The organism is Trinickia symbiotica (genome assembly GCF_002934455.1).
In the GTDB taxonomy this organism is placed as follows: domain Bacteria; phylum Pseudomonadota; class Gammaproteobacteria; order Burkholderiales; family Burkholderiaceae; genus Trinickia; species Trinickia symbiotica.
Genome location: NZ_PTIR01000006.1, coordinates 128,525 through 147,790 on the forward strand (window position 1 = coordinate 128,525; position 19,266 = coordinate 147,790).

Consider the following 19,266-nt stretch of genomic DNA (forward strand, 5'->3'; position numbering starts at 1 on the left):
CGAACGGCGTGCTGGCTGTCGGGGCGACGGCCGCACGCCGTTTTTTTCTCGCAAAAGGCATCCCGGGGCCGGGTATTTTTGGCGCCGGGTTCTCGAGGCAAGACACCGGTGCGCTGCCGTCGGCATTCAAGACACATTCCAAGAGAAGGACTCATCGCATGACCTTTCGCGCTCAATTGCTCGACACGTTGGCCTCACAAGCGCCGCGGGATCTTGAAACCCAAGCGTTGGGGCTCGTGCCGATCGTCGTCGAAACGAGCGGCCGGGGCGAGCGTTCGTACGACATCTATTCGCGCCTGTTGAAGGAGCGCGTCGTCTTCATGGTCGGCGAAGTCAACGATCAGACGGCAAACCTCGTCGTTGCGCAGCTGCTGTTCCTCGAGAGCGAAAATCCCGACAAAGACATCAGCCTCTACATCAACAGCCCAGGGGGCTCCGTCTCGGCGGGGATGGCGATTTACGACACAATGCAGTTCATCAAGCCGGACGTCTCGACGCTGTGCATGGGGCTTGCGGCGAGCATGGGGGCGTTCCTGCTCGCGTCCGGGGCAAAAGGCAAGCGGTTTGCGTTGCCCAACGCGCGCGTGATGATCCACCAACCGCTTGGCGGCGCACGCGGCCAGGCGTCGGACATCGAAATCCAGGCACGCGAAATTCTTTATCTGAAGGAACGGCTCAACCAGTTGCTCTCGCACCACACCGGGCAACCCGTCGAGCGCATCGCGCGCGACACCGACCGTGACAACTTCATGTCCGGCGAGGACGCCCAAGCATATGGCCTGATCGACCAGGTCTTGCAAAAGCGCCCGTAAGATGCCCTAAGCGCCGCGGCGAGCCGAATTCTTTCATACCTCGGTATGGTTGCCGGCTCAAGCGGTGTTATAAATGGTCGATAATAGTTTCAGGCGCGGGCAGCGGAGGCGCCAGACAAGTTCGGCGAACTTGTTCCGTCCCCAATGGGGGGTGGCGTGCCCTGCCTGCGTAGTGATTCGAGTGTCCGGAGGCTCGTATATCCATGGCGGACAAGAAGGGTTCGAACAGCGAAAAGCTGTTGTATTGCTCGTTTTGCGGTAAAAGCCAGCATGAGGTGAAGAAACTGATTGCCGGCCCGTCGGTGTTCATCTGCGATGAGTGCATCGACCTGTGCAACGAGATCATTCGCGACGAAGCCGCGGGAGCAGGCACGGACGCTGGCTTGTCGAAGTCCGACTTGCCGAGCCCGCAGGAAATTCGTGAGATTCTCGATCAATATGTGATCGGCCAGGAGCGAGCGAAGAAGATTCTCGCCGTGGCGGTTTACAACCACTACAAGCGGCTCAAGCACCTTGACAAAAAGGACGACATCGAGCTGTCGAAAAGCAATATTTTGCTAATCGGACCGACCGGTTCGGGCAAGACATTGCTCGCGCAGACGCTCGCGCGGCTGCTGAACGTGCCGTTCGTGATCGCGGACGCAACGACGCTGACCGAAGCCGGTTACGTTGGCGAAGACGTCGAGAACATCATTCAGAAGCTGCTGCAGAATTGCAACTACGAAGTCGAGAAGGCCCAGCGCGGCATCGTTTACATCGACGAAATCGACAAGATCAGCCGTAAATCGGATAACCCGTCGATCACACGTGACGTTTCCGGCGAAGGCGTGCAGCAGGCGTTGCTGAAGCTCGTCGAGGGCACGATGGCGTCGGTGCCGCCGCAGGGTGGCCGCAAACATCCGAACCAGGACTTCATCCAGGTAGACACGACGAACATTCTGTTCGTCTGCGGCGGCGCGTTCGACGGCCTCGAAAAGGTGATCACGGACCGGACCGAAAAAACAGGGATCGGTTTCGGCGCGACGGTCAAGAGCAAACAGGAGCGCGACGCGGGCGAGGTGCTGCGCGAGGTCGAACCCGAGGACTTGATCAAATTCGGGCTGATTCCCGAACTGATCGGCCGTCTGCCCGTCGTGGCGACGCTCGGCAAGCTCGACGAAGCGGCGCTCATGAAGATTCTCGTCGAGCCGAAGAACGCCCTCGTCAAGCAGTACCATAAGCTGTTCGCGATGGAGCGCGTCGAGCTTGAAATCCGGCCCGCGGCGCTGCAGGCCGTGGCGCGCAAGGCCATCCGGCGCAAAACGGGCGCGCGCGGCCTTCGCTCGATTTTGGAACAGGCGCTGCTCGACGTGATGTATGAATTGCCGGCCATGAAAGGGGTCAGCAAAGTGATTATCGACGACAACGTCATCGATGGCGACGGCAAACCGTTGCTGATCTATGAAGAAGCGCCGAAAGTGGCGGGTTCGAATTGATCGAGCAGCCGAGAAGGCTTTTGGAGAAGCCGTTCATGGCCGACGTGAACGGCTTTTTTCGTTTATCTTGTGGGTGATGCTGACTACCGCGACACGTGCACTGAACTTTTTCCCACACGCGAAGGCTTGCATTCTGTATAGCGGGCCTCAACTACTGAACGTTACGAAACCATTCTTGGGGAAATGAAAATGTCAGGAACCCAGCTCCTTCCTTCCGAGCGCACCACGCTCCCACTGCTGCCGTTGCGGGATGTGGTCGTGTTCCCGCACATGGTCATCCCGCTGTTCGTGGGGCGGCCGAAATCCATCAAGGCGCTCGAGGTGGCGATGGAGGGCGGCAAGCACATCATGCTTGTCGCGCAAAAGACCGCGGCGAAAGACGAGCCGACCGAAAAGGACATGTATGAAGTGGGATGTATCGCGAACATCCTGCAAATGCTGAAGTTGCCCGACGGCACCGTGAAAGTGCTCGTCGAAGGGCTGCAGCGTGCCAAGACGTTGACGATCGAAGAGCAGGAAACGCAGTTTTCGTGCGAAGTCATGCCGCTCGAGCCCGATCATGCCGATAGCGCCGAAACCGAGGCGCTGCGTCGCGCGATCGTTTCGCAGTTCGATCAGTACGTGAAGCTCAACAAGAAGATTCCGCCTGAAATCCTCACGTCGCTGGCGGGCATTGACGAAGCCGGTCGCCTGGCCGACACGATCGCCGCGCACCTGCCGCTCAAGCTCGACCAGAAACAGCACATCCTCGAGATGTTCCCTGTCATCGAGCGGCTCGAGCATCTGCTCGCGCAACTCGAGGCGGAAATCGACATTCTGCAGGTCGAAAAGCGTATCCGTGGTCGCGTGAAGCGGCAAATGGAGAAGAGCCAGCGCGAGTACTACCTGAACGAACAGGTCAAGGCGATTCAGAAGGAGCTCGGCGAGGGCGAGGAAGGCGCGGACCTCGAGGAGCTCGAAAAGCGGATCGAAGCGGCGCGCATGCCGAAGGAGGCCAAGAAGAAGGCCGACGCCGAGTTGAAGAAGCTCAAGCTGATGTCGCCGATGTCGGCCGAAGCAACGGTCGTGCGCAACTACATCGACACGCTGATCGGCTTGCCGTGGCGCAAGAAGAGCAAGGTCAACAACGACCTCTCGAACGCCGAGCGTGTGCTCGACGAGGATCATTTCGGTCTCGAAAAGGTCAAGGAACGGATCCTCGAGTATCTTGCGGTGCAACAACGCGTCGACAAGGTCAAGGCGCCGATTCTCTGTCTCGTCGGGCCTCCTGGAGTCGGTAAGACTTCGCTCGGTCAGTCGATCGCTCGTGCGACGAACCGCAAGTTCGTGCGCATGGCGCTCGGCGGCGTGCGCGACGAAGCCGAGATCCGCGGTCACCGCCGGACCTACATCGGTTCGATGCCGGGCAAGATTCTGCAGAGCCTCACGAAAGTCGGCGTGCGCAATCCGCTTTTCCTGCTCGACGAAGTCGACAAGATGGGCATGGATTTCCGCGGCGATCCGTCGTCGGCGTTGCTCGAAGTGCTCGACCCCGAGCAGAACCATACGTTCGCCGATCACTACGTCGAAGTGGATTTCGATCTCTCGGACGTGATGTTCGTCGCGACGTCGAACTCGCTGAACATTCCGCCTCCGCTGCTCGACCGGATGGAAGTGATTCGCCTCTCGGGCTACACCGAGGACGAGAAGGTCAGCATCGCGCAGCGCTACTTGCTGCCCAAGCAAAAGCGCAACAACGGCCTCAAGGACGGCGAAATCGAGGTCAGCGAGCAGGCGATTCGCGACATCATTCGCTACTACACGCGCGAAGCCGGCGTGCGTTCGCTCGAGCGCGAAGTATCGAAGATCTGCCGCAAGGTCGTGAAGATGCTGCTGCTGAAGAAGGCGGAAGGCGCGGTCAAGGTCGATGGCGAGAACCTCGACACGTTCCTTGGCGTGCGCAAGTACGACTTCGGTCTCGCAGCCAAGCAGAACCAGATCGGACAGGTCACGGGTCTGGCGTGGACGGAAGTCGGCGGCGATCTGCTGACGATCGAGGCGGCCGTGATGCCGGGCAAGGGCAACGTCATTCGCACGGGTTCGCTCGGCGACGTGATGAAGGAGTCGGTCGAGGCGGCGCGGTCCGTGGTGCGCTCGCGTTCGCGGCGACTCGGCATCAAGGATGAGGCGTTCGACAAGCAGGACATCCACATCCACGTGCCAGAGGGCGCGACGCCGAAGGACGGTCCTTCCGCGGGTATCGCGATGACGACGGCGCTCGTGTCGGTCCTCACGGGCATTCCCGTGCGCGCGGACGTGGCGATGACGGGCGAGATCACGCTGCGTGGCGAAGTCCTGCCGATCGGCGGCCTCAAGGAGAAGCTGCTGGCGGCGCACCGTGGCGGTATCAAGCTCGTGCTGATCCCGGAAGAGAACGTCAAGGACTTGACCGAGATCCCTGACAACGTCAAGAACTCGATCGAGATCGTGCCGGTGCGTTGGATCGACAGGGTGCTCGAGCTCGCACTCGAGCGCGTGCCCGAGGCACTCCCCGAGGAGGAGCCGAAGCCGGCCGCGCCCGTCGCCGATGCGACCAAGGAGACGGCTACCGAGTTCGTGAAGCACTGACGATGGATCGGAAGGGATCGCTTCGGCGGTCCCGATCCGCTGGCAAGCCGCGCCGCATTGGCGCGGCGTGCCCAAGAGCCCATAGGGTCTTTGCCCTGTGGGCTTTTTTGCGTGCGGATCCAGTCATCTCGCCAGGGATACCCCTGTTGGGGTCATCCCGGTGCAACCCCGGTTGACATGCGGGTTTCGTCTGCATCTAATGAGCAAGCTCAGCTTTGCGTGCCGAACGCTGCGCGCATCGCGAGGGCATTCACCACGATTGCCAACATTCACGCTCGGGGGTTTGGATGAACAAGTCGGAACTGATCGATCACATCGCGGAGCAGGCGGATTTATCGAAGGCAGCGGCAGGGCGTGCGCTCGATGCGTTGATCGCAGGGGTCAAGAACACGTTGAAAAAGGGCGATTCGGTCACGCTCGTCGGGTTCGGCACGTTTGCGGTGGGTAAGCGGACGGCCCGCACCGGGCGCAATCCGCGCACGGGCGCTGCGATCAAGATCGGTGCGGCGAAAGTTCCGAAGTTCAGGCCTGGCAAAGCGCTGAAAGATGCGCTAAACTAGCGGGCTCGCTGATTGAGTAGATAAGCCGTTAAGCGAGAAATCCGCAAGTTGTGGCATCGAGCTAGCTCGAAGCAGCGAGCAATGTGTCACGCAGCGCGAACGGGTGCTTAGCTCAGTTGGTAGAGCGGCGCCCTTACAAGGCGTAGGTCGGGAGTTCGAGCCTCTCAGCACCCACCATTCCGTTCGCGATTTGCGTCAGCCAGTTCCATCGTGTTCTGTTGCAGTACCCCGAAACCCGCACTGCTATTGGCTCTGCGGGTTTTTTGTCCGCGCCGCGATCTCACCCCAATCCCAACGGCTCCCGGTAGCTGCGCGCCTGTTCCTCGATCCACTCACGAAACGCGACGAGCGGCGCGCTATCCGATTTCTGCTCCGGATAGATCAGGTAGTACGACCGGTCGCTCAAATAGTCATGCTGCGCAACAGAAATCAAAATGCCGCGCCTCAACTCGTCCTCGATCAAAAGACGTGGGATGAGGGCAATCCCGATGCCCTGAATGGCCGCTTCCGTCTGCATCGAAAAGAGCTCGAATCTCGGCCCCGACATATCGCCTTCCACTCGCATGCCGCGTGACGCGAACCAGTCGCGCCACGCATACGGCCGCGTGCTCTGCTGCAGCAGGCGATAGCGGGACCAGTCGGAAGCCTTGAGTCTTTGCCGCGGTGCGATGAGGTCAGGACTACAGACGGCGATCAAGCTCTCGCGCATCAGAAAGCAGCTTGCCGTGCCGGGCCACGTCGCGGGGCCGGCGTAAAGCGCGGCGTCGAAATCGGTGTCGCCGAACAGGAACGGGCGCGTGCGTGTGCTGAGATTGACCGTGATGTCCGGATGAGCCGCCATGAACATCGACATGCGCGGGAGCAGCCATTTCGTCGCAAACGTAGGTACGACCGCGACTTCGAGCGTGCCTCCTTTGCCGCCTTTACCCATCAATTCCACCGTATCGCGTTCGACATCGTCGAGGCGGGAGGCCACCTTTCGACTGTAGGCAACACCGGCTTCAGTCAGGGCCACGCCGCGGCGATCCCGGCGAAACAGCTTGAGGCCGAGGAAATCCTCCAAGGAAGCAATCTGCCTGCAGACAGCGCTTTGCGTCACCGCCAGCTCATCCGCAGCTTTCGTGAAGCTCTGGTGGCGTGCCGCCGCTTCGAACGCGGACAGTGCGAGGGTGGACGGAATCTTTCTACGCATGGTGCTGGAACCCTTGTCGGATAACCTGTGCAATTTTCGCACAGGTCGCTGACAACAAATCGTTTGCTCGAGCGGAATGCTGCCGCTAGATTGATGGAACGATCAACACTTCCGAGCCAGAAATGAGTCAACAGCACAAGTCTTCGTCGTTTCAATGGGATGACCCTTTACTGCTGGCGCAGCAGTTGAGCGAAGAAGAGCGGATGGTCGCGGAGTCGGCGCGATCCTATTGCCAGGAGCGTCTCGCGCCGCGCGTGCTCGAAGCGTTTCGCAATGAGCGAACAGACCCGGCCATTTTTCGAGAGATGGGCGAACTCGGGCTGCTCGGCGTGACGATCCCGGAAGCGTACGGTGGCGCCGGTCTGAACTATGTCAGCTACGGTCTCGTGGCGCGCGAAGTGGAGCGCGTCGATTCGGGCTACCGCTCGATGATGAGCGTCCAGTCTTCGCTCGTCATGGTGCCCATCAATGCATTCGGCAGCGAAGTCGTCAAACAGAAATATCTGCCGAAGCTCGCCACGGGAGAATGGATCGGCTGCTTCGGTTTGACGGAGCCCAATCATGGCTCGGATCCCGGAAGCATGGTGACGCGAGCACGAAGGGTAGCAGGCGGTTACCAACTGACGGGCAACAAGATGTGGATCACGAACAGCCCGATCGCCGATGTGTTCGTCGTTTGGGCGAAGGACGACGAAGGTGCGATTCGCGGCTTCGTGCTCGAAAAGGGCTGGAAGGGACTGTCCGCGCCCGCGATTCATGGGAAGGTTGGATTGAGGGCATCGATTACGGGTGAGATCGTCATGGACGAGGTGTTCTGCCCGGAAGAGAACGCGTTCGCCGATGTGCGCGGCTTGAAAGGCCCCTTCACGTGTCTGAACAGCGCGCGTTACGGTATCGCGTGGGGCGCGCTCGGAGCGGCGGAAGATTGCTGGCACCGCGCGCGTCAATACGTGCTTGATCGCAAGCAGTTCGGCAAGCCCCTCGCCGCAAACCAGTTGATCCAGAAGAAGCTCGCGGATATGCAAACGGAGATTGCGCTCGGCTTGCAGGGCTGCTTGCGGCTCGGCCGCATGAAGGACGAAGGGACGGCCTCAGTCGAGATCACATCCATCATGAAGCGCAATTCGTGCGGCAAGGCGCTCGACATCGCCCGCATGGCGCGCGACATGCTCGGCGGAAACGGCATCAGCGACGAGTTCGGCGTCGCTCGCCATCTCGTGAATCTCGAAGTCGTCAATACCTATGAAGGGACGCACGACATTCACGCGCTGATTCTCGGGCGCGCCATGACCGGCATCGCCGCTTTCTAACTGCAATGAACGAAACCCTGCAACCGGGGGCGCTCGCCGGCGTACGCGTCCTCGATCTTTCGCGCGTGCTCGCGGGCCCGTGGGCCGGTCAGTTGCTTGCCGACCTGGGCGCCGATGTCGTCAAGGTGGAGCGTCCGGGCGCGGGCGACGATACGCGTGCGTGGGGACCGCCGTGGTTGAATGATCCCGAGGGACAATCGACCGGGGAATCGGCCTACTACCTGAGCGCCAACCGCAACAAGCGATCGGCGACGATCGACCTGGCCAGCCCGGAAGGCCAAAGTCTCGTGCGGCAACTGGCGAGCAAGGCGGATGTCTTGCTCGAGAACTTCAAGCTGGGCGGCCTCTCGCAATACGGGCTCGACTACACCAGCCTCAAAGCAATCAATCCACGACTCGTCTATTGCTCGATTACCGGATTTGGGCAGACGGGGCCTTACTCGTCGCGCGCCGGCTACGACTTCCTGATCCAGGGCATGGGCGGTTTGATGAGCCTCACCGGCCGTCCCGACGGCATGGAGGGCGCGGGCCCGCTCAAGGTCGGCGTCGCGTTGACGGACATCATGACTGGACTGTACGCCACGGTCGCGGTACTGGCCGCATTGAAGCGCCGGGAGCAGTCCGGCGAAGGGCAGCATATCGATCTTGCGTTGCTCGATGTGCAGATCGCGTGTCTTGCGAATCAAGCGGCCAACTACTTGGTGAGCGGTGTCGCGCCACGGCGCATGGGTAATGCACACCCGAACATCGTCCCGTACCAGGAGTTTCCGACGGCCGACGGCTACATGATCGTGGCAGTCGGCAACGACAGTCAGTTCGCGAGCTTGTGCAAGACGCTGGGGAAGCCGGAATGGTCCGGTGACGAGCGCTTTGCCACCAATCCCCAGCGCGTGAAGTACAGGAGCGAGCTCATTGCGCTGATTCACGCTATCACTGTGCGCCGTACGACCGACGAGTGGGTTGCCGCGATGGAAGGGGCCGGCGTGCCCTGCGGCCCGATCAATACGCTAGATAAAGTGTTCTCCGATCCTCACGTGCAGGCGCGCGGAATGCGCATCGAGATGCCTCACCCATTGGCGAAGCAGGTGCCGCTCGTGGCGAACCCGATTCGCCTCTCGGAGTCGCCCGTGCAGTATCGGCACGCACCGCCGACGCTCGGCGAGCATACCAGCGAAGTATTGTCGGATTGGCTTGGCGCAACCGCCGCGGAAATCGATGCTTTGCATGCGAAGCGCGCGATATGAATAGGCGCGCGATGCGCATTGGCGGCGCGGGGCCAATGCGGCGTGGGATCGCGCACGTCCCTGCGATATGAACAACATGCAGCAAGCTCGGCGGGATGCCGCCGCAGCAGCCAATGCCGAAGATGCGTCGACGTGGCGCTGGTTTTCGGCACTGCTCGAAGAGCGACGCATTCGCTGGCGCTTTGCGTTCGGCAGGTGGGTCGTGACTGTCGATCGGGCGCAGGTCGCTTCCGAACTGACCTTCTATGACGCAATTCGCACGGCGAAGGACGAAGCCGGGCAGCGCGGAGTGGGGCAGTTCGACGAATGGGCGGATCGACGGCGGCGTTCGACGTCACCCGAAAACCGACGCAAGGTCGGGCACGACACCTTCCCCCATTAGCCTGCACGCATCGTTTCACCTTGTTTTCCAGCGAACATTCGCCGCTTTCCAGGCGCCGTTGACGAGCGCGCCGTAAACACACGTAAACACTGACCACGATTTGCCCCCGAGGGCATTGACCGCTGCTGACGTTTTTATAGAATATGCACAAAACACGTTGTTACGTGTACCTGAGTTGTATATGCATATACGTTCATACGGTCGACCTCGGAGGAGACAATAGTGAAGAAGCGGATCATGGCTGCGGCGACAATCGCAGCGGGCACGTGCGCCGGCATCGTGCCAAGTGCGCACGCTCAGAGCAGTGTGACGCTGTGGGGCTTGCTCGATGCGGGTGTGTCTTACGTCAGTAATATCGGCGCGCATTCGACGTGGAGGCTCGACGACGGCATCGCGCTGCCGAATCTCGTGGGTTTCAAGGGCAGCGAAGATCTCGGTAACGGCACGCACGCGGTCTTCGAGTTGGTGACGCAATTCACGTTGCAGGGCAATCTCGTCGCACAGGCGACGAACGGAAGCGGAACGGGAACGGGGCTTTTCGCTCGCAACGCCTGGGTTGGGCTCGATAACGATCAGTACGGGAAGCTCACGTTGGGGCGGCAGTACGACTTCATGGTCGAGACGCTCTTTCGCGACGTCGGCGCGGACATCGCAATGTATGGCGGGGGCTTCTATCAGTTTCGCGACGGTCCCTTTGCCAAGCTGGGCATTCCGGACTCACCGCCCGACGAAGCGTTCGACTTCGATCGCATGAACGGCGACACGCCATTGAACAACGCGGTCAAATATACGAGCCCGCTCTTCGGTGGCTTGCGGTTCGGCGGCATGTATGCCTTTGGCGGCACGGCGGGAAACTTTCGCCAAAACAGCGCGGACAGTGTCGGTGCGAGCTATGCGGCCGGGCCATTCGCCTTCGGCGCGGCTTATACGGACGTACGCTATGCCGCGCTGCTCGGCGACAGCATCCGCAACTTCGGTTTGGGCGCGAAATACAAGGGGGACACGCTGCTGTTGACGGCACTCTTCACGAATACGCGCAATTCGCACAACGGTGCGGCTGTCAACGCCGCGGAAGCCGGGGCGCTTTACAGCTTCACGCCCGCATTCTCGACGAGCTTTGCCTATACCTACATGTGGGGCAACGCAGGCGTCGATCACAATCATGCGCATCAGTTCGGCGCGGTGGCCAAGTACTTCCTGTCAAAGCGCACCGCGGTCTACGCGCAAGGCGCCTATCAGCTGACCAACGCGGGCGCTAATGCGGTCATCAACGGGACGTTCGGCCCTTCGAGCAGTCGCTCGCAGTTCGTCGGCCGGATCGGTATGCAGACGGTGTTTTGATGAAACGTCTATCGGCGAGGCAATGCACTGCACTGCCTCGTCGACATTGCGGCAATGGAATGCCGCGCGGTCTCGAATCAGCGTGGCGCTTGCTTACTGCACCGTGGCCAATTGCCGTTCGAGCGCTGCGGCGACGCGTGCCAGCGTGCCTTCGATATGCTTGCGCAAGAGCCGCGAGGCCTTTTCCTTGTCCCGGTCGATCGCGGCCTTCATGAGTGCTTCGTGCTCGCTGTTCTTGTGACGCTCCTCCGTCCGGTGCAGCGCGGAATAGCGGCGATAACGTTCTGCGCGATCGAAGAGCGAGGCGATCATATTCGAGAGTAGGGCGCTCGGTGTCGCCGAAAGCAGCGCCATGTGATAGGCGCGGTGGCGTTCCGACCAGTCGTCGTCGAGCGCGACAGGGCCCGACCCGAGACGCTTCTCGGCGAGGCTCAATCGATGAAATGCCGTCAGCACGGCCACTTCCCATTCTTCGCCGCCGTACTCGATGGAATCGCTGAGCGCTTCATGTTCGAGCAGCACGCGCATCCGCGTGATGTCTTTGAAGTCGTCGAGGCTGATGGGGGCAACCCAAAAGCCGCGATTTTCCGTCGCCTGGACGATGCCGTCTTGCGCAAGCCGGTTCAAGGCTTCTCGAATCGGCGAGCTACTGAGCCCATATGCCTTCGAAAGGCTTTCGACCTTGAGCCGGCTGCCCGGGGCGAGCTCACAGCGGATGATGGACGTCTTCATCCGGGCGAAGGCAACATCAATCAGCGGTGCACCGTTCGAGACGGGTGTCGAGTCCATGAGTGTGGGATGACTACGGAATAGTGGATAACGTCATTTTATGCGCAAAATTTGGCGATATGCAAATAGGAGTCTTTCATTGGCCGAGCGAAAGCGCGAGGGGCATCGATCCCTCGCGCCACACGGGTTGTATTGCGGATTAAGCGCAGGCGGCAGCAGCCGGATTCTCGTGTGGGTTACCCGCTCCGAGCGCCGCGGCGAGCTCGCGGATCATTGCGCACGCCTCTTCGGCTTGGCGGCAAGCCCCATACACATAGTGATCGGGTCGAGCAATAACCGCGCTGCAAGCGTGCCGTCGCATCCAACCCACGAGCATGCCGTCCGAATCCTGGAAGGTGTGCGGCGGTGCGTTCGTCCCAACTGGCTCTGTGCCGATCACGACCAGTTCGACCGGAATGTCGCGCACGGCATCGCATTCCTCTGCGATACGCGCGATGACGGCCGCATCGACGTCGTTCGAGACAACGAGGCGAAACGTTGCGCCGGTCGCTTGATCGAGCAGGCATTGACGACCGTCCGGCAATTTGACGAGCGGCTGCGGAAACAGTTGACCGCACGGCCCGTAAGCCGACGCGGACAAGAAGCCTGCGGCGAGCCCGGGAATCAACGATTGCCGCACGGTACCGCACGGATTCGCCGCCATTTCCTCGAGCAAGCGTTCATCCCGTTGGCGCGCGGCGGCCGGATCGCGCTCGCAGATAAGCTTGCCCAGCGATTTGGTAACAAGCGTCGTCTGCTTGACATGCGGGAGTCGCTCAGCCTGATAGGTATCGAGTAGAAGAGGGGCTGCGGTGCCGCGGTTCACGAGCGCGAGCTTCCAAATCAGATTGGCCGCGTCGCGAATCCCTTGGCACATCCCCTGGGCCAGAAACGGTGGGGTCATGTGCGCGGCATCGCCGAGGAAGAATACGCGGCCGGAGCGCCATTGGCGTAGGACGAGCGCGTGGAAACGGTAGGACGAAGCACGCCAGATGTCGTACTCGCTTTCGTCGAGCCAGCGCGAAATGAGCCGGCGAACGAACGCAGGTTCCATGACCTGCGCCGGCGTTTCCCCGGGATTGATCATGAATTCCCAGCGCCGAACCTGGCCGGGACCTACCACGAACGTGCAAGGGCGCTCGATTTCGCAATACTGGACATTCGTCTTCGGTAAGCTCGCGCCGCCCCCGTTTTTGAGGACAACATCGACGACGAGCCACGGTTCGTCGAAGTCGAGGTCTTCCATCTCGAGACCAAGCGCCATTCGGATCGGACTCGTTCCGCCGTCGCAGGCCAGCACGTAGCGCGATCGATAGGTACGCGGTGCATTCGACTCGCTCGGCGACTCGGCGACGGTCACCGATGCCCCATCTTCGCCAGACGTCACGGCGTCGACGTGCGCGCCGAGCTTGACCGTCACCGAAGGGAAGCGGGCGAGATTCTCGCGCAGCGTGCTTTCGATCTGCGGCTGCATGAACACGTAGTTGGGCGCCCAGCCCAATTGGAACGGTGGCTCTGCCGCCTCGATGCGCCGAATCACGCTTGAATCCGTTGTCCAATATTCGGACGGTCGATAGGGCATCACGTAAGGGGCGATTTTATCGGCGAGCCCCAAGTCGCCGAAGATGCGCATGACTTCCTGATCGAAGCCCATTGCGCGCGGCTTGTCGAAGACCGTCAGGGCCTTTTCGAGCACGAGCGTGCGCAACCCGGCCTCGCCGGCCAGATTCGCGGCAACCGCGCCCACCGGACCGAGCCCGACGATGATCAAATCGAAGTCCACGTCTCCTCCTTATCGAATACTGTTCCGCAAGCGCACGCGAGACGCGCCGCACCTACGCATCGAACGCCACGCGCTGGGCGGCAATGCGCGCGCGCATCTCGGCTATCCAGGCTTCGCGCGACAAAAAGCCGGGGCGGCGGCGGCACATGGCTTCCGTTCGTTCGAGGATTTCGTCTGCCGAAAGATCGAGGTTCAGCGGCTCGCGGCAAGGTTGCGCCGTAAAGAACGGGCTGTCGACATACAACTCGACCGGATTGCCCTCGGGGTCCTTGAAATAGATCGACCATGCGTTGCCGTGATCGACTTGCTCGATCCCTTGAACGCCGGCGCTCACGGCGCGCCGGTAGTAAGACTGCAGATCGGCGAGCGATTCGAGCAGCAGCGAGAGCTGATTGACGGGATTGAACGGCAGATCCGTCGGCTTCCCGTCAAAGAGCACGAGCTGATGATGGATTTGGGGATCCTGCGTCATGAAGTACAGGCGGTGGCCGGTCGAGGCAACCCCTTTGTCACTGACGACGAAGCCAAGAAACTTGCGGTAGTACTCGACCATCTTCTCGAGGTCGCTGCAGAAGATCCCGCAATGCGTGAACTGAATTTTCGGTAATGCCGCCATGCCTGTCTCCAGATGTCTCGTTTCTTTCTGGTTCACGTTCACGCGTTCACGCTTCGTCCGCGACGGGGTTCGAGAGTGTTCCGACGCCCGGAATGACGACGTCGAACGTATCGCCCGGCTTCAGGAAGATCGGCGGCTGACGTTTGAAGCCGATTCCGCTCGGGGTGCCGGTCGCCAGGATGTCGCCGGGTTGCCAGTCGAGTGCCTGCGATACGTAAGCGATTAATCCGGGAATGTCGAACGCGAGCTCGGAGAGCCTTCCCGTCTGCAGACATTCGCCGTTGAGCGATCCTTGGATCGAGAGCTCGCGATAGTCGCGGATTTCGTCCGCGGTGACAAGCCACGGACCGAGCGAACCCGTGCCGCGGAAGTTCTTGCCCATCCCGTACTGGTGCGTATGGAATTGCCAGTCGCGCACGCTCGCGTCGTTGAAACAGGTATAGCCGGCGACGTGATCCATGGCGTCTTCCGGCTTGATATGCGAGCCGCCCTTGCCGATCACCACAGCCAGCTCCGCTTCGAAGTCGAATTGGTTCGACACGCGCGGACGGATGATCGGAGCGCCGTGCGCGACCAGCGTTTGCGCGAAGCGGTGGAAGATGACAGGGTATTGGCCCACGGTGCGGCCGGCCTCCGCGGCATGCGCGACATAGTTGATGCCAACGCAAATGATCTTGCTCGGGTTGGGAATGACCGGTTCGAGCGCGAGCGCCGCGAGCGCAAAGTCGGGCGACGCTGTATCGACGAGCCGCCGCGCTTGCGCGAGATCGGCTGGGTTCGCTACGAGCGCGGCGAGATCAGCAACGGCCGGCAGACGCTTCGTCAGATCGACGACGCCGTCGTCCTTGACCGCGCCGAACCCCGATCGGCCTTGATTTCGGTACGAGACCAATTTCATTACGTTCGCCTCCTTTAGGGCATAAAAGATATTTTTGTGCATATTACACCGCGATGGATATAATGCAAGCGCCGGTGTGCGATACAGCACCACGGTCGGAAGTCGATGCGAACTATTTCCTCGGAGCAGCGGATGTCGCTAGTGAATGTAAGAAAGGTCAAGCTGGACGTCGAAGAGGTCTGGCACGAAGGCGGTGACCGCCTGGGAGAGCCGTTGGTGGTCGCCGTGGCGACGGCGATCGTCGCCAATCCTTACGCGGGGCGGTACGAGCCGGATCTATTGCCGTTCATGAGCGAATTGCGCCAGTTGGGGGCCGAGCTGTCGTCGCGTCTCGTCGCTCAGTTGGGCGGCGCGTCGAAAGTTCAGGCCTATGGGAAGGGCGCGATCGTCGGTGAAGACGGCGAACTCGAGCACGGTGCCGTTTGGCACGAGGCGGGCGGATGGGCCATGAGGGAAACACTGGGCGGGCCGAAGGCGATCGTGCCGTCCGCCAAAACGATCGGCGCAGTCGGCACGCGCCTGATGGTTCCGCTCGGATACATTCAGGCTTCCTATGTGCGAAGCCATTACGGCACATGCGAGGTCACGGTGTGGGACGGCCCGCGTCGCAACGAAATCGCCTTTGCGCTGGCCATGGCGACGGGCGGGCGCGTTCATGCGCGGCTGGGTGGATTGCAGGCATCGGATGTCAAGGGCCTGGACGGCCTCCGATAGCGTTCAGGTAAACGATCATTTGCTCTGTGCACAAAAAACAATATTGTGCACTTAACTATAAAACAGGAGACAAACGATGACGACGAAGATGATGCGGGCGGCGCGCATGCACCATGTAGGCGAGCCGATGGTGGTGGAGGATATTCCCGTGCCGTCGCCGCGCCCGACCGACGTGCTCGTGCAGGTGAAGGCATGTGGGATTGTGCCGAATCTCGGCAACGTGTTGAGCAATTGGGAGAAGTGGTTCCCGCATCTTCCGTTGCCGAAGCTGCCGGCCATTTTTGGTCTCGATGCAACCGGGGTCGTCGCGGAGGTAGGAAGTCAAGTTCACGCGTTCAATCCAGGCGATCGCGTCTATGTGAACCCCGCTCGCTATTGCGGAGGGTGTCGCGCTTGCCGTTCCGGTGATACCACCGCGTGTCCCTACTACACATTCAACGGCTATTTCGGATTCAGCGAACGCTCGCAGGCGATATTCGACGACTACCCGTACGGCGGGCTGTGCGAATACATGACCGCTCCGCAATATAGTCTCGTGAAGATCCCCGACAACCTGAGTCACGAAACTGCCGCGCGGTTCGGCTACTTGGGGACGGCCTATCGGGCGCTGAAAAAGGCGGAAGTCGGGCCCAGCAGCACGATTCTCGTGAGCGGCATCAGCGGGACTCTCGGCATCGGCGTGGCTCTCTTCGGGCTCGCGATGGGAGCGAAGAAGATACTCGGCACGGCACGTAACCGCGAACTCCTGCAGCGCGTCAAAGCCATTGCGCCGGAGCGCATCGAAGTCATGTCGTTGGATGATGGCTCGGTCAGCGAATGGGCCGCGCGTGTGACGCGGGGTGCGGGTATCGATGCAGTCATCGATGCATTGGGACCGGGCGCGCCGCAGGAGACGCTGCGCGAAACGCTGAAGACACTGCGGCGCGGCGGCCATCTGATCAACATCGGCGCCGTGGCGGGCGAAGTCCCGATCAACCTGCACTATATGATGGACAACGATCAGCGCTTCAGCGGCTCCGCTTGGTTCACAGCGGGTCAAGGTCAGGAGATGGCCGATATGGTGGAGTCAGGCGTCGTCGATTTATCGGTATTCGAACATTGCGTCTTCAACCTCGAAGACATCAACACTGCGCTCGGTGGTATCGAGAATCGCAACGGCGGCTTCAGCAACTACGTGATTTGCCCTTGAACATGGACGTAGGTGCCTGACGTCGCGATGAGCCGCCGCGCCAGGCGCATCGATTATTTTTCTTTCTTCGTCGAGCATATTCATGCATATCAGACGAGTCGTAACCGGTCATGACGACAGCGGCCGGTCCGTCTTGCTTTATGACGGTCCGACGCCGCGTACCGTCGCGTTTCAATCGATTCCCGGGCACGCCTTCGCTCAAGTATGGACGACACCCGGTTCGCCGGTTTTGCCTGCGAGCGGTGGCGATCCTACCGAAGGGCAGACCAACTTGCTGCCTCCGGCGGGCGGAACGAGTCTGCTGATCGTCACATTTCCGCCGGACAGCACGATGGCCGCACCGGGTTTCGATCCCGCTGCGGCGGGTGAAGAATGCATTGCGCGCATGCCGGATCTCGCCAGCACGTTCGAGCCCGATTGCCCGGGCATGCATACGACCGATACGGTCGATTATGCGATCGTCCTGTCCGGTGAAATTTGGCTGGAAGTCGATGATGGAAAAGAGACTTTGCTGCGCCCGACGGATGTCGTCGTGCAACAGGGCACGCGGCACGCGTGGCGCAACAAGAGTCAGGTGCCCGCGCTCGTCGCGTTTTTCATGATCGGCGCCAGTCGCGCGAAGAGCGGGGCAGCGCTGTGAGCAGAGCGGAACTGGAGCATGCGTTGACGACGAAACCCCTCGATAGCCCCATTCGACAGCAATTGTTGACGCATGCCCGCAGTCAGAACGCCTGGCTCCCGCGCCCGGTATCCGACGAACTGCTGCGTGAGTTATATGAATTGGCCAAGTGGGGCCCGACGAGCATGAATTGCTCGCCAATGCGAGTGACGTTCGTGCGTTCGGCGGATACGCGCGCGCAGCTACTATCGGCTGTCTCGCCGGGCAACGTCGAGAAAGTCCGGACGGCGCCTGTCGTCGCGATCATCGCCCACGATACCGCGTTTTACGAGCAACTTCCCAAGCTGTTTCCGCACCGTCCGAATGCTGGCGATCTCTTTCGCGATCGACCTGCGCTCGCCGAAGAAACCTGCTTGCGCAACAGTTCGCTGCAGGGCGGATACTTCATTCTGGCTGCGCGCATGCTCGGTCTCGACTGCGGACCGCTGTCGGGCTTCGATGCGCGGCTCATCGATTCGCTTTTTTTCGCCGGCACTTCGTTGCGCGTCAACTTCCTCTGCTGCCTCGGCTATGGCGATCCGGCCGGGCTGTTCCCGCGCAGTCCTCGCTTCGATTTCGACGAAGCCTGCGTGATCATCTAGCTCATTCGAGCGGTTCGCGGCCGCTCGTTTCCCGTTTCCGCCTGTCCCCCTGTCCGCTTCGACTGAGGGCTCAGTAAATCCCCTAGTATCCGCTCGCCATCCAAGATGGTGTACTCATTATACCAGTCGCCGCTTAGGCGACCCGCACGACGGGATGCACGCAACGAAGGGGGAGCAGTCGGTCGAGCGATCGGCCGCCAGGCTCGCGGCTGAAGCGCCTACCCAATCAGCATCGGTGTTCGAACCTACTCTCCATCGGAGAATTAAATGAACGAGAAGATCGCGTTATTCGGCGCGGGCGGCAAGATGGGCTACCGCCTGACGAACAACCTGCTGAGATCGGACTATCGCGTCGCGCACGTCGAGGTCAGCGAGGGGGGACGCAAGCGGCTAAAAGACGAGCTCGGCGTCGAATGCGTCAGTGTTGACGCAGCGCTGGATGGCGCCGACGTCGTCATCCTGGCCGTGCCCGACACGTTGATCGGAAAGCTGAGCCATGAGATCGCACCGAAGCTGCCGGCCGGCACGATGGTGATGACGCTCGATGCGGCCGCCCCCTTCGCGGGCCACCTGCCTGATCGGAAAGACCTCGTCTATTTCGTCGCGCATCCCTGTCATCCGCTGATCTTCAATGACGACGCCGATCCGAAGGCACGACGCGATTTCTTCGGCGGCGCCTACGCCAAGCAATCGATCACCAGCGCGTTGATGCAGGGCCCCGAGGAGGCCTTCGATCTCGGCGAGCAGGTGGCGAAAACGATCTACGCGCCGATCCTGCGTTCCTATCGCCTGAGCGTCGACCAGATGGCCTTGCTCGAGCCCGGGCTTTCGGAAACGGTGTGCGCGACGCTGCTCGACGTGATGCGCGAAGCGATGGACGAGACCGTCAAGCGCGGCGTGCCCGCGCAAGCCGCACGCGATTTTCTGCTCGGCCATATGAACATTTTGGCGGCGGTCATCTTCAAGGAGATTCCCGGCGCATTCTCGGATGCCTGCAACAAGGCGATTACGTTCGGCAAGCCGCGGCTCATGCGCGACGACTGGAAGCAGGTGTTCGATCGCGAGGAAATCGCCGAGAGCATTCGGCGCATTACGTGACGCCGTAAAGTGACACC

At 61.0% G+C, this 19,266-nt stretch carries 18 protein-coding genes and 1 tRNA gene; 14 read left to right on the forward strand and 5 right to left on the reverse strand.

Annotation, left to right across the window (positions count from 1 at the left end; translation table 11 throughout):
- The first annotated feature begins 158 nt into the window (after window positions 1–158).
- The 5 genes from clpP to B0G57_RS11230 all read left to right on the forward strand — a co-directional run bounded on the left by clpP (window position 159) and on the right by B0G57_RS11230 (window position 5,631).
- Window positions 159–812, forward strand: coding sequence for an ATP-dependent Clp endopeptidase proteolytic subunit ClpP (gene clpP / locus B0G57_RS11210; RefSeq protein WP_018443460.1), 654 nt, complete (start codon window positions 159–161; stop codon window positions 810–812).
- Window positions 813–1,015: 203 nt separating this feature from the next.
- Window positions 1,016–2,287: an ATP-dependent Clp protease ATP-binding subunit ClpX gene (gene clpX / locus B0G57_RS11215; RefSeq protein WP_018443459.1), complete on the forward strand. Its 1,272-nt coding sequence runs from the start codon at window positions 1,016–1,018 to the stop codon at window positions 2,285–2,287.
- Window positions 2,288–2,476: 189 nt separating this feature from the next.
- Entirely contained in the window at window positions 2,477–4,894 is a 2,418-nt protein-coding gene (gene lon / locus B0G57_RS11220) for an endopeptidase La (RefSeq protein ID WP_026230188.1), read from the forward strand.
- A 287-nt stretch (window positions 4,895–5,181) separates the two neighbouring features.
- Entirely contained in the window at window positions 5,182–5,454 is a 273-nt protein-coding gene (locus B0G57_RS11225; RefSeq protein ID WP_018443457.1) for an HU family DNA-binding protein, read from the forward strand.
- Window positions 5,455–5,555: 101 nt separating this feature from the next.
- Window positions 5,556–5,631: transfer RNA gene (locus tag B0G57_RS11230), tRNA-Val, on the forward strand.
- A gap of 103 nt (window positions 5,632–5,734) precedes the next feature.
- Here B0G57_RS11230 and B0G57_RS11235 read toward each other — a convergent pair.
- Entirely contained in the window at window positions 5,735–6,646 is a 912-nt protein-coding gene (locus B0G57_RS11235; protein ID WP_018443456.1) for a LysR substrate-binding domain-containing protein, read from the reverse strand.
- A 122-nt stretch (window positions 6,647–6,768) separates the two neighbouring features.
- Between B0G57_RS11235 and B0G57_RS11240 the strand changes: the two genes are divergently transcribed.
- The 4 genes from B0G57_RS11240 to B0G57_RS11255 all read left to right on the forward strand — a co-directional run bounded on the left by B0G57_RS11240 (window position 6,769) and on the right by B0G57_RS11255 (window position 10,923).
- Window positions 6,769–7,956: an acyl-CoA dehydrogenase gene (locus B0G57_RS11240; RefSeq protein ID WP_018443455.1), complete on the forward strand. Its 1,188-nt coding sequence runs from the start codon at window positions 6,769–6,771 to the stop codon at window positions 7,954–7,956.
- A 5-nt stretch (window positions 7,957–7,961) separates the two neighbouring features.
- A complete protein-coding gene (locus tag B0G57_RS11245) occupies window positions 7,962–9,200 on the forward strand; it encodes a CaiB/BaiF CoA transferase family protein (protein ID WP_018443454.1) in 1,239 nt (412 codons plus the stop codon).
- A gap of 76 nt (window positions 9,201–9,276) precedes the next feature.
- Window positions 9,277–9,582 carry a hypothetical protein gene (locus B0G57_RS31340; protein WP_189595347.1) on the forward strand — a complete coding sequence of 102 codons (306 nt, stop codon included), beginning with the start codon at window positions 9,277–9,279 and terminating at the stop codon, window positions 9,580–9,582.
- Between the two features lie 222 nt (window positions 9,583–9,804).
- Entirely contained in the window at window positions 9,805–10,923 is a 1,119-nt protein-coding gene (locus B0G57_RS11255) for a porin (protein ID WP_399278110.1), read from the forward strand.
- A gap of 93 nt (window positions 10,924–11,016) precedes the next feature.
- On the opposite strand, the gene B0G57_RS11260 is transcribed toward B0G57_RS11255, so the two are convergent.
- The 4 genes from B0G57_RS11260 to B0G57_RS11275 form a co-directional block, all read right to left on the reverse strand.
- Window positions 11,017–11,712, reverse strand: a complete 696-nt coding sequence (locus B0G57_RS11260; RefSeq protein ID WP_018443451.1) for a GntR family transcriptional regulator — start codon at window positions 11,710–11,712, stop codon at window positions 11,017–11,019.
- Window positions 11,713–11,851: 139 nt separating this feature from the next.
- Window positions 11,852–13,474, reverse strand: a complete 1,623-nt coding sequence (locus tag B0G57_RS11265; protein WP_018443450.1) for a bifunctional 3-(3-hydroxy-phenyl)propionate/3-hydroxycinnamic acid hydroxylase — start codon at window positions 13,472–13,474, stop codon at window positions 11,852–11,854.
- A gap of 52 nt (window positions 13,475–13,526) precedes the next feature.
- Complete coding sequence (locus tag B0G57_RS11270; RefSeq protein WP_018443449.1) at window positions 13,527–14,090, reverse strand: VOC family protein; 564 nt, start codon at window positions 14,088–14,090, stop codon at window positions 13,527–13,529.
- A gap of 46 nt (window positions 14,091–14,136) precedes the next feature.
- Window positions 14,137–14,988, reverse strand: a complete 852-nt coding sequence (locus B0G57_RS11275) for a fumarylacetoacetate hydrolase family protein (RefSeq protein ID WP_026230187.1) — start codon at window positions 14,986–14,988, stop codon at window positions 14,137–14,139.
- Between the two features lie 132 nt (window positions 14,989–15,120).
- On the opposite strand from B0G57_RS11275, the gene B0G57_RS11280 reads away from it, so the two are divergent.
- From B0G57_RS11280 to B0G57_RS11300, 5 genes are all read left to right on the forward strand, one after another.
- On the forward strand, window positions 15,121–15,702 hold the full coding sequence (locus B0G57_RS11280; RefSeq protein ID WP_018443447.1) for an amino acid synthesis family protein: 582 nt from the start codon (window positions 15,121–15,123) through the stop codon (window positions 15,700–15,702).
- 76 nt (window positions 15,703–15,778) lie between these two features.
- Window positions 15,779–16,891 carry an alcohol dehydrogenase catalytic domain-containing protein gene (locus tag B0G57_RS11285; protein WP_018443446.1) on the forward strand — a complete coding sequence of 371 codons (1,113 nt, stop codon included), beginning with the start codon at window positions 15,779–15,781 and terminating at the stop codon, window positions 16,889–16,891.
- A gap of 82 nt (window positions 16,892–16,973) precedes the next feature.
- Window positions 16,974–17,531: a cupin domain-containing protein gene (locus B0G57_RS11290; RefSeq protein ID WP_018443445.1), complete on the forward strand. Its 558-nt coding sequence runs from the start codon at window positions 16,974–16,976 to the stop codon at window positions 17,529–17,531.
- A gap of 23 nt (window positions 17,532–17,554) precedes the next feature.
- Window positions 17,555–18,151, forward strand: coding sequence for a malonic semialdehyde reductase (locus B0G57_RS11295; protein WP_035469563.1), 597 nt, complete (start codon window positions 17,555–17,557; stop codon window positions 18,149–18,151).
- 267 nt (window positions 18,152–18,418) lie between these two features.
- Complete coding sequence (locus B0G57_RS11300; protein ID WP_018443443.1) at window positions 18,419–19,249, forward strand: phosphogluconate dehydrogenase C-terminal domain-containing protein; 831 nt, start codon at window positions 18,419–18,421, stop codon at window positions 19,247–19,249.
- Window positions 19,250–19,266 lie beyond the last annotated feature (17 nt).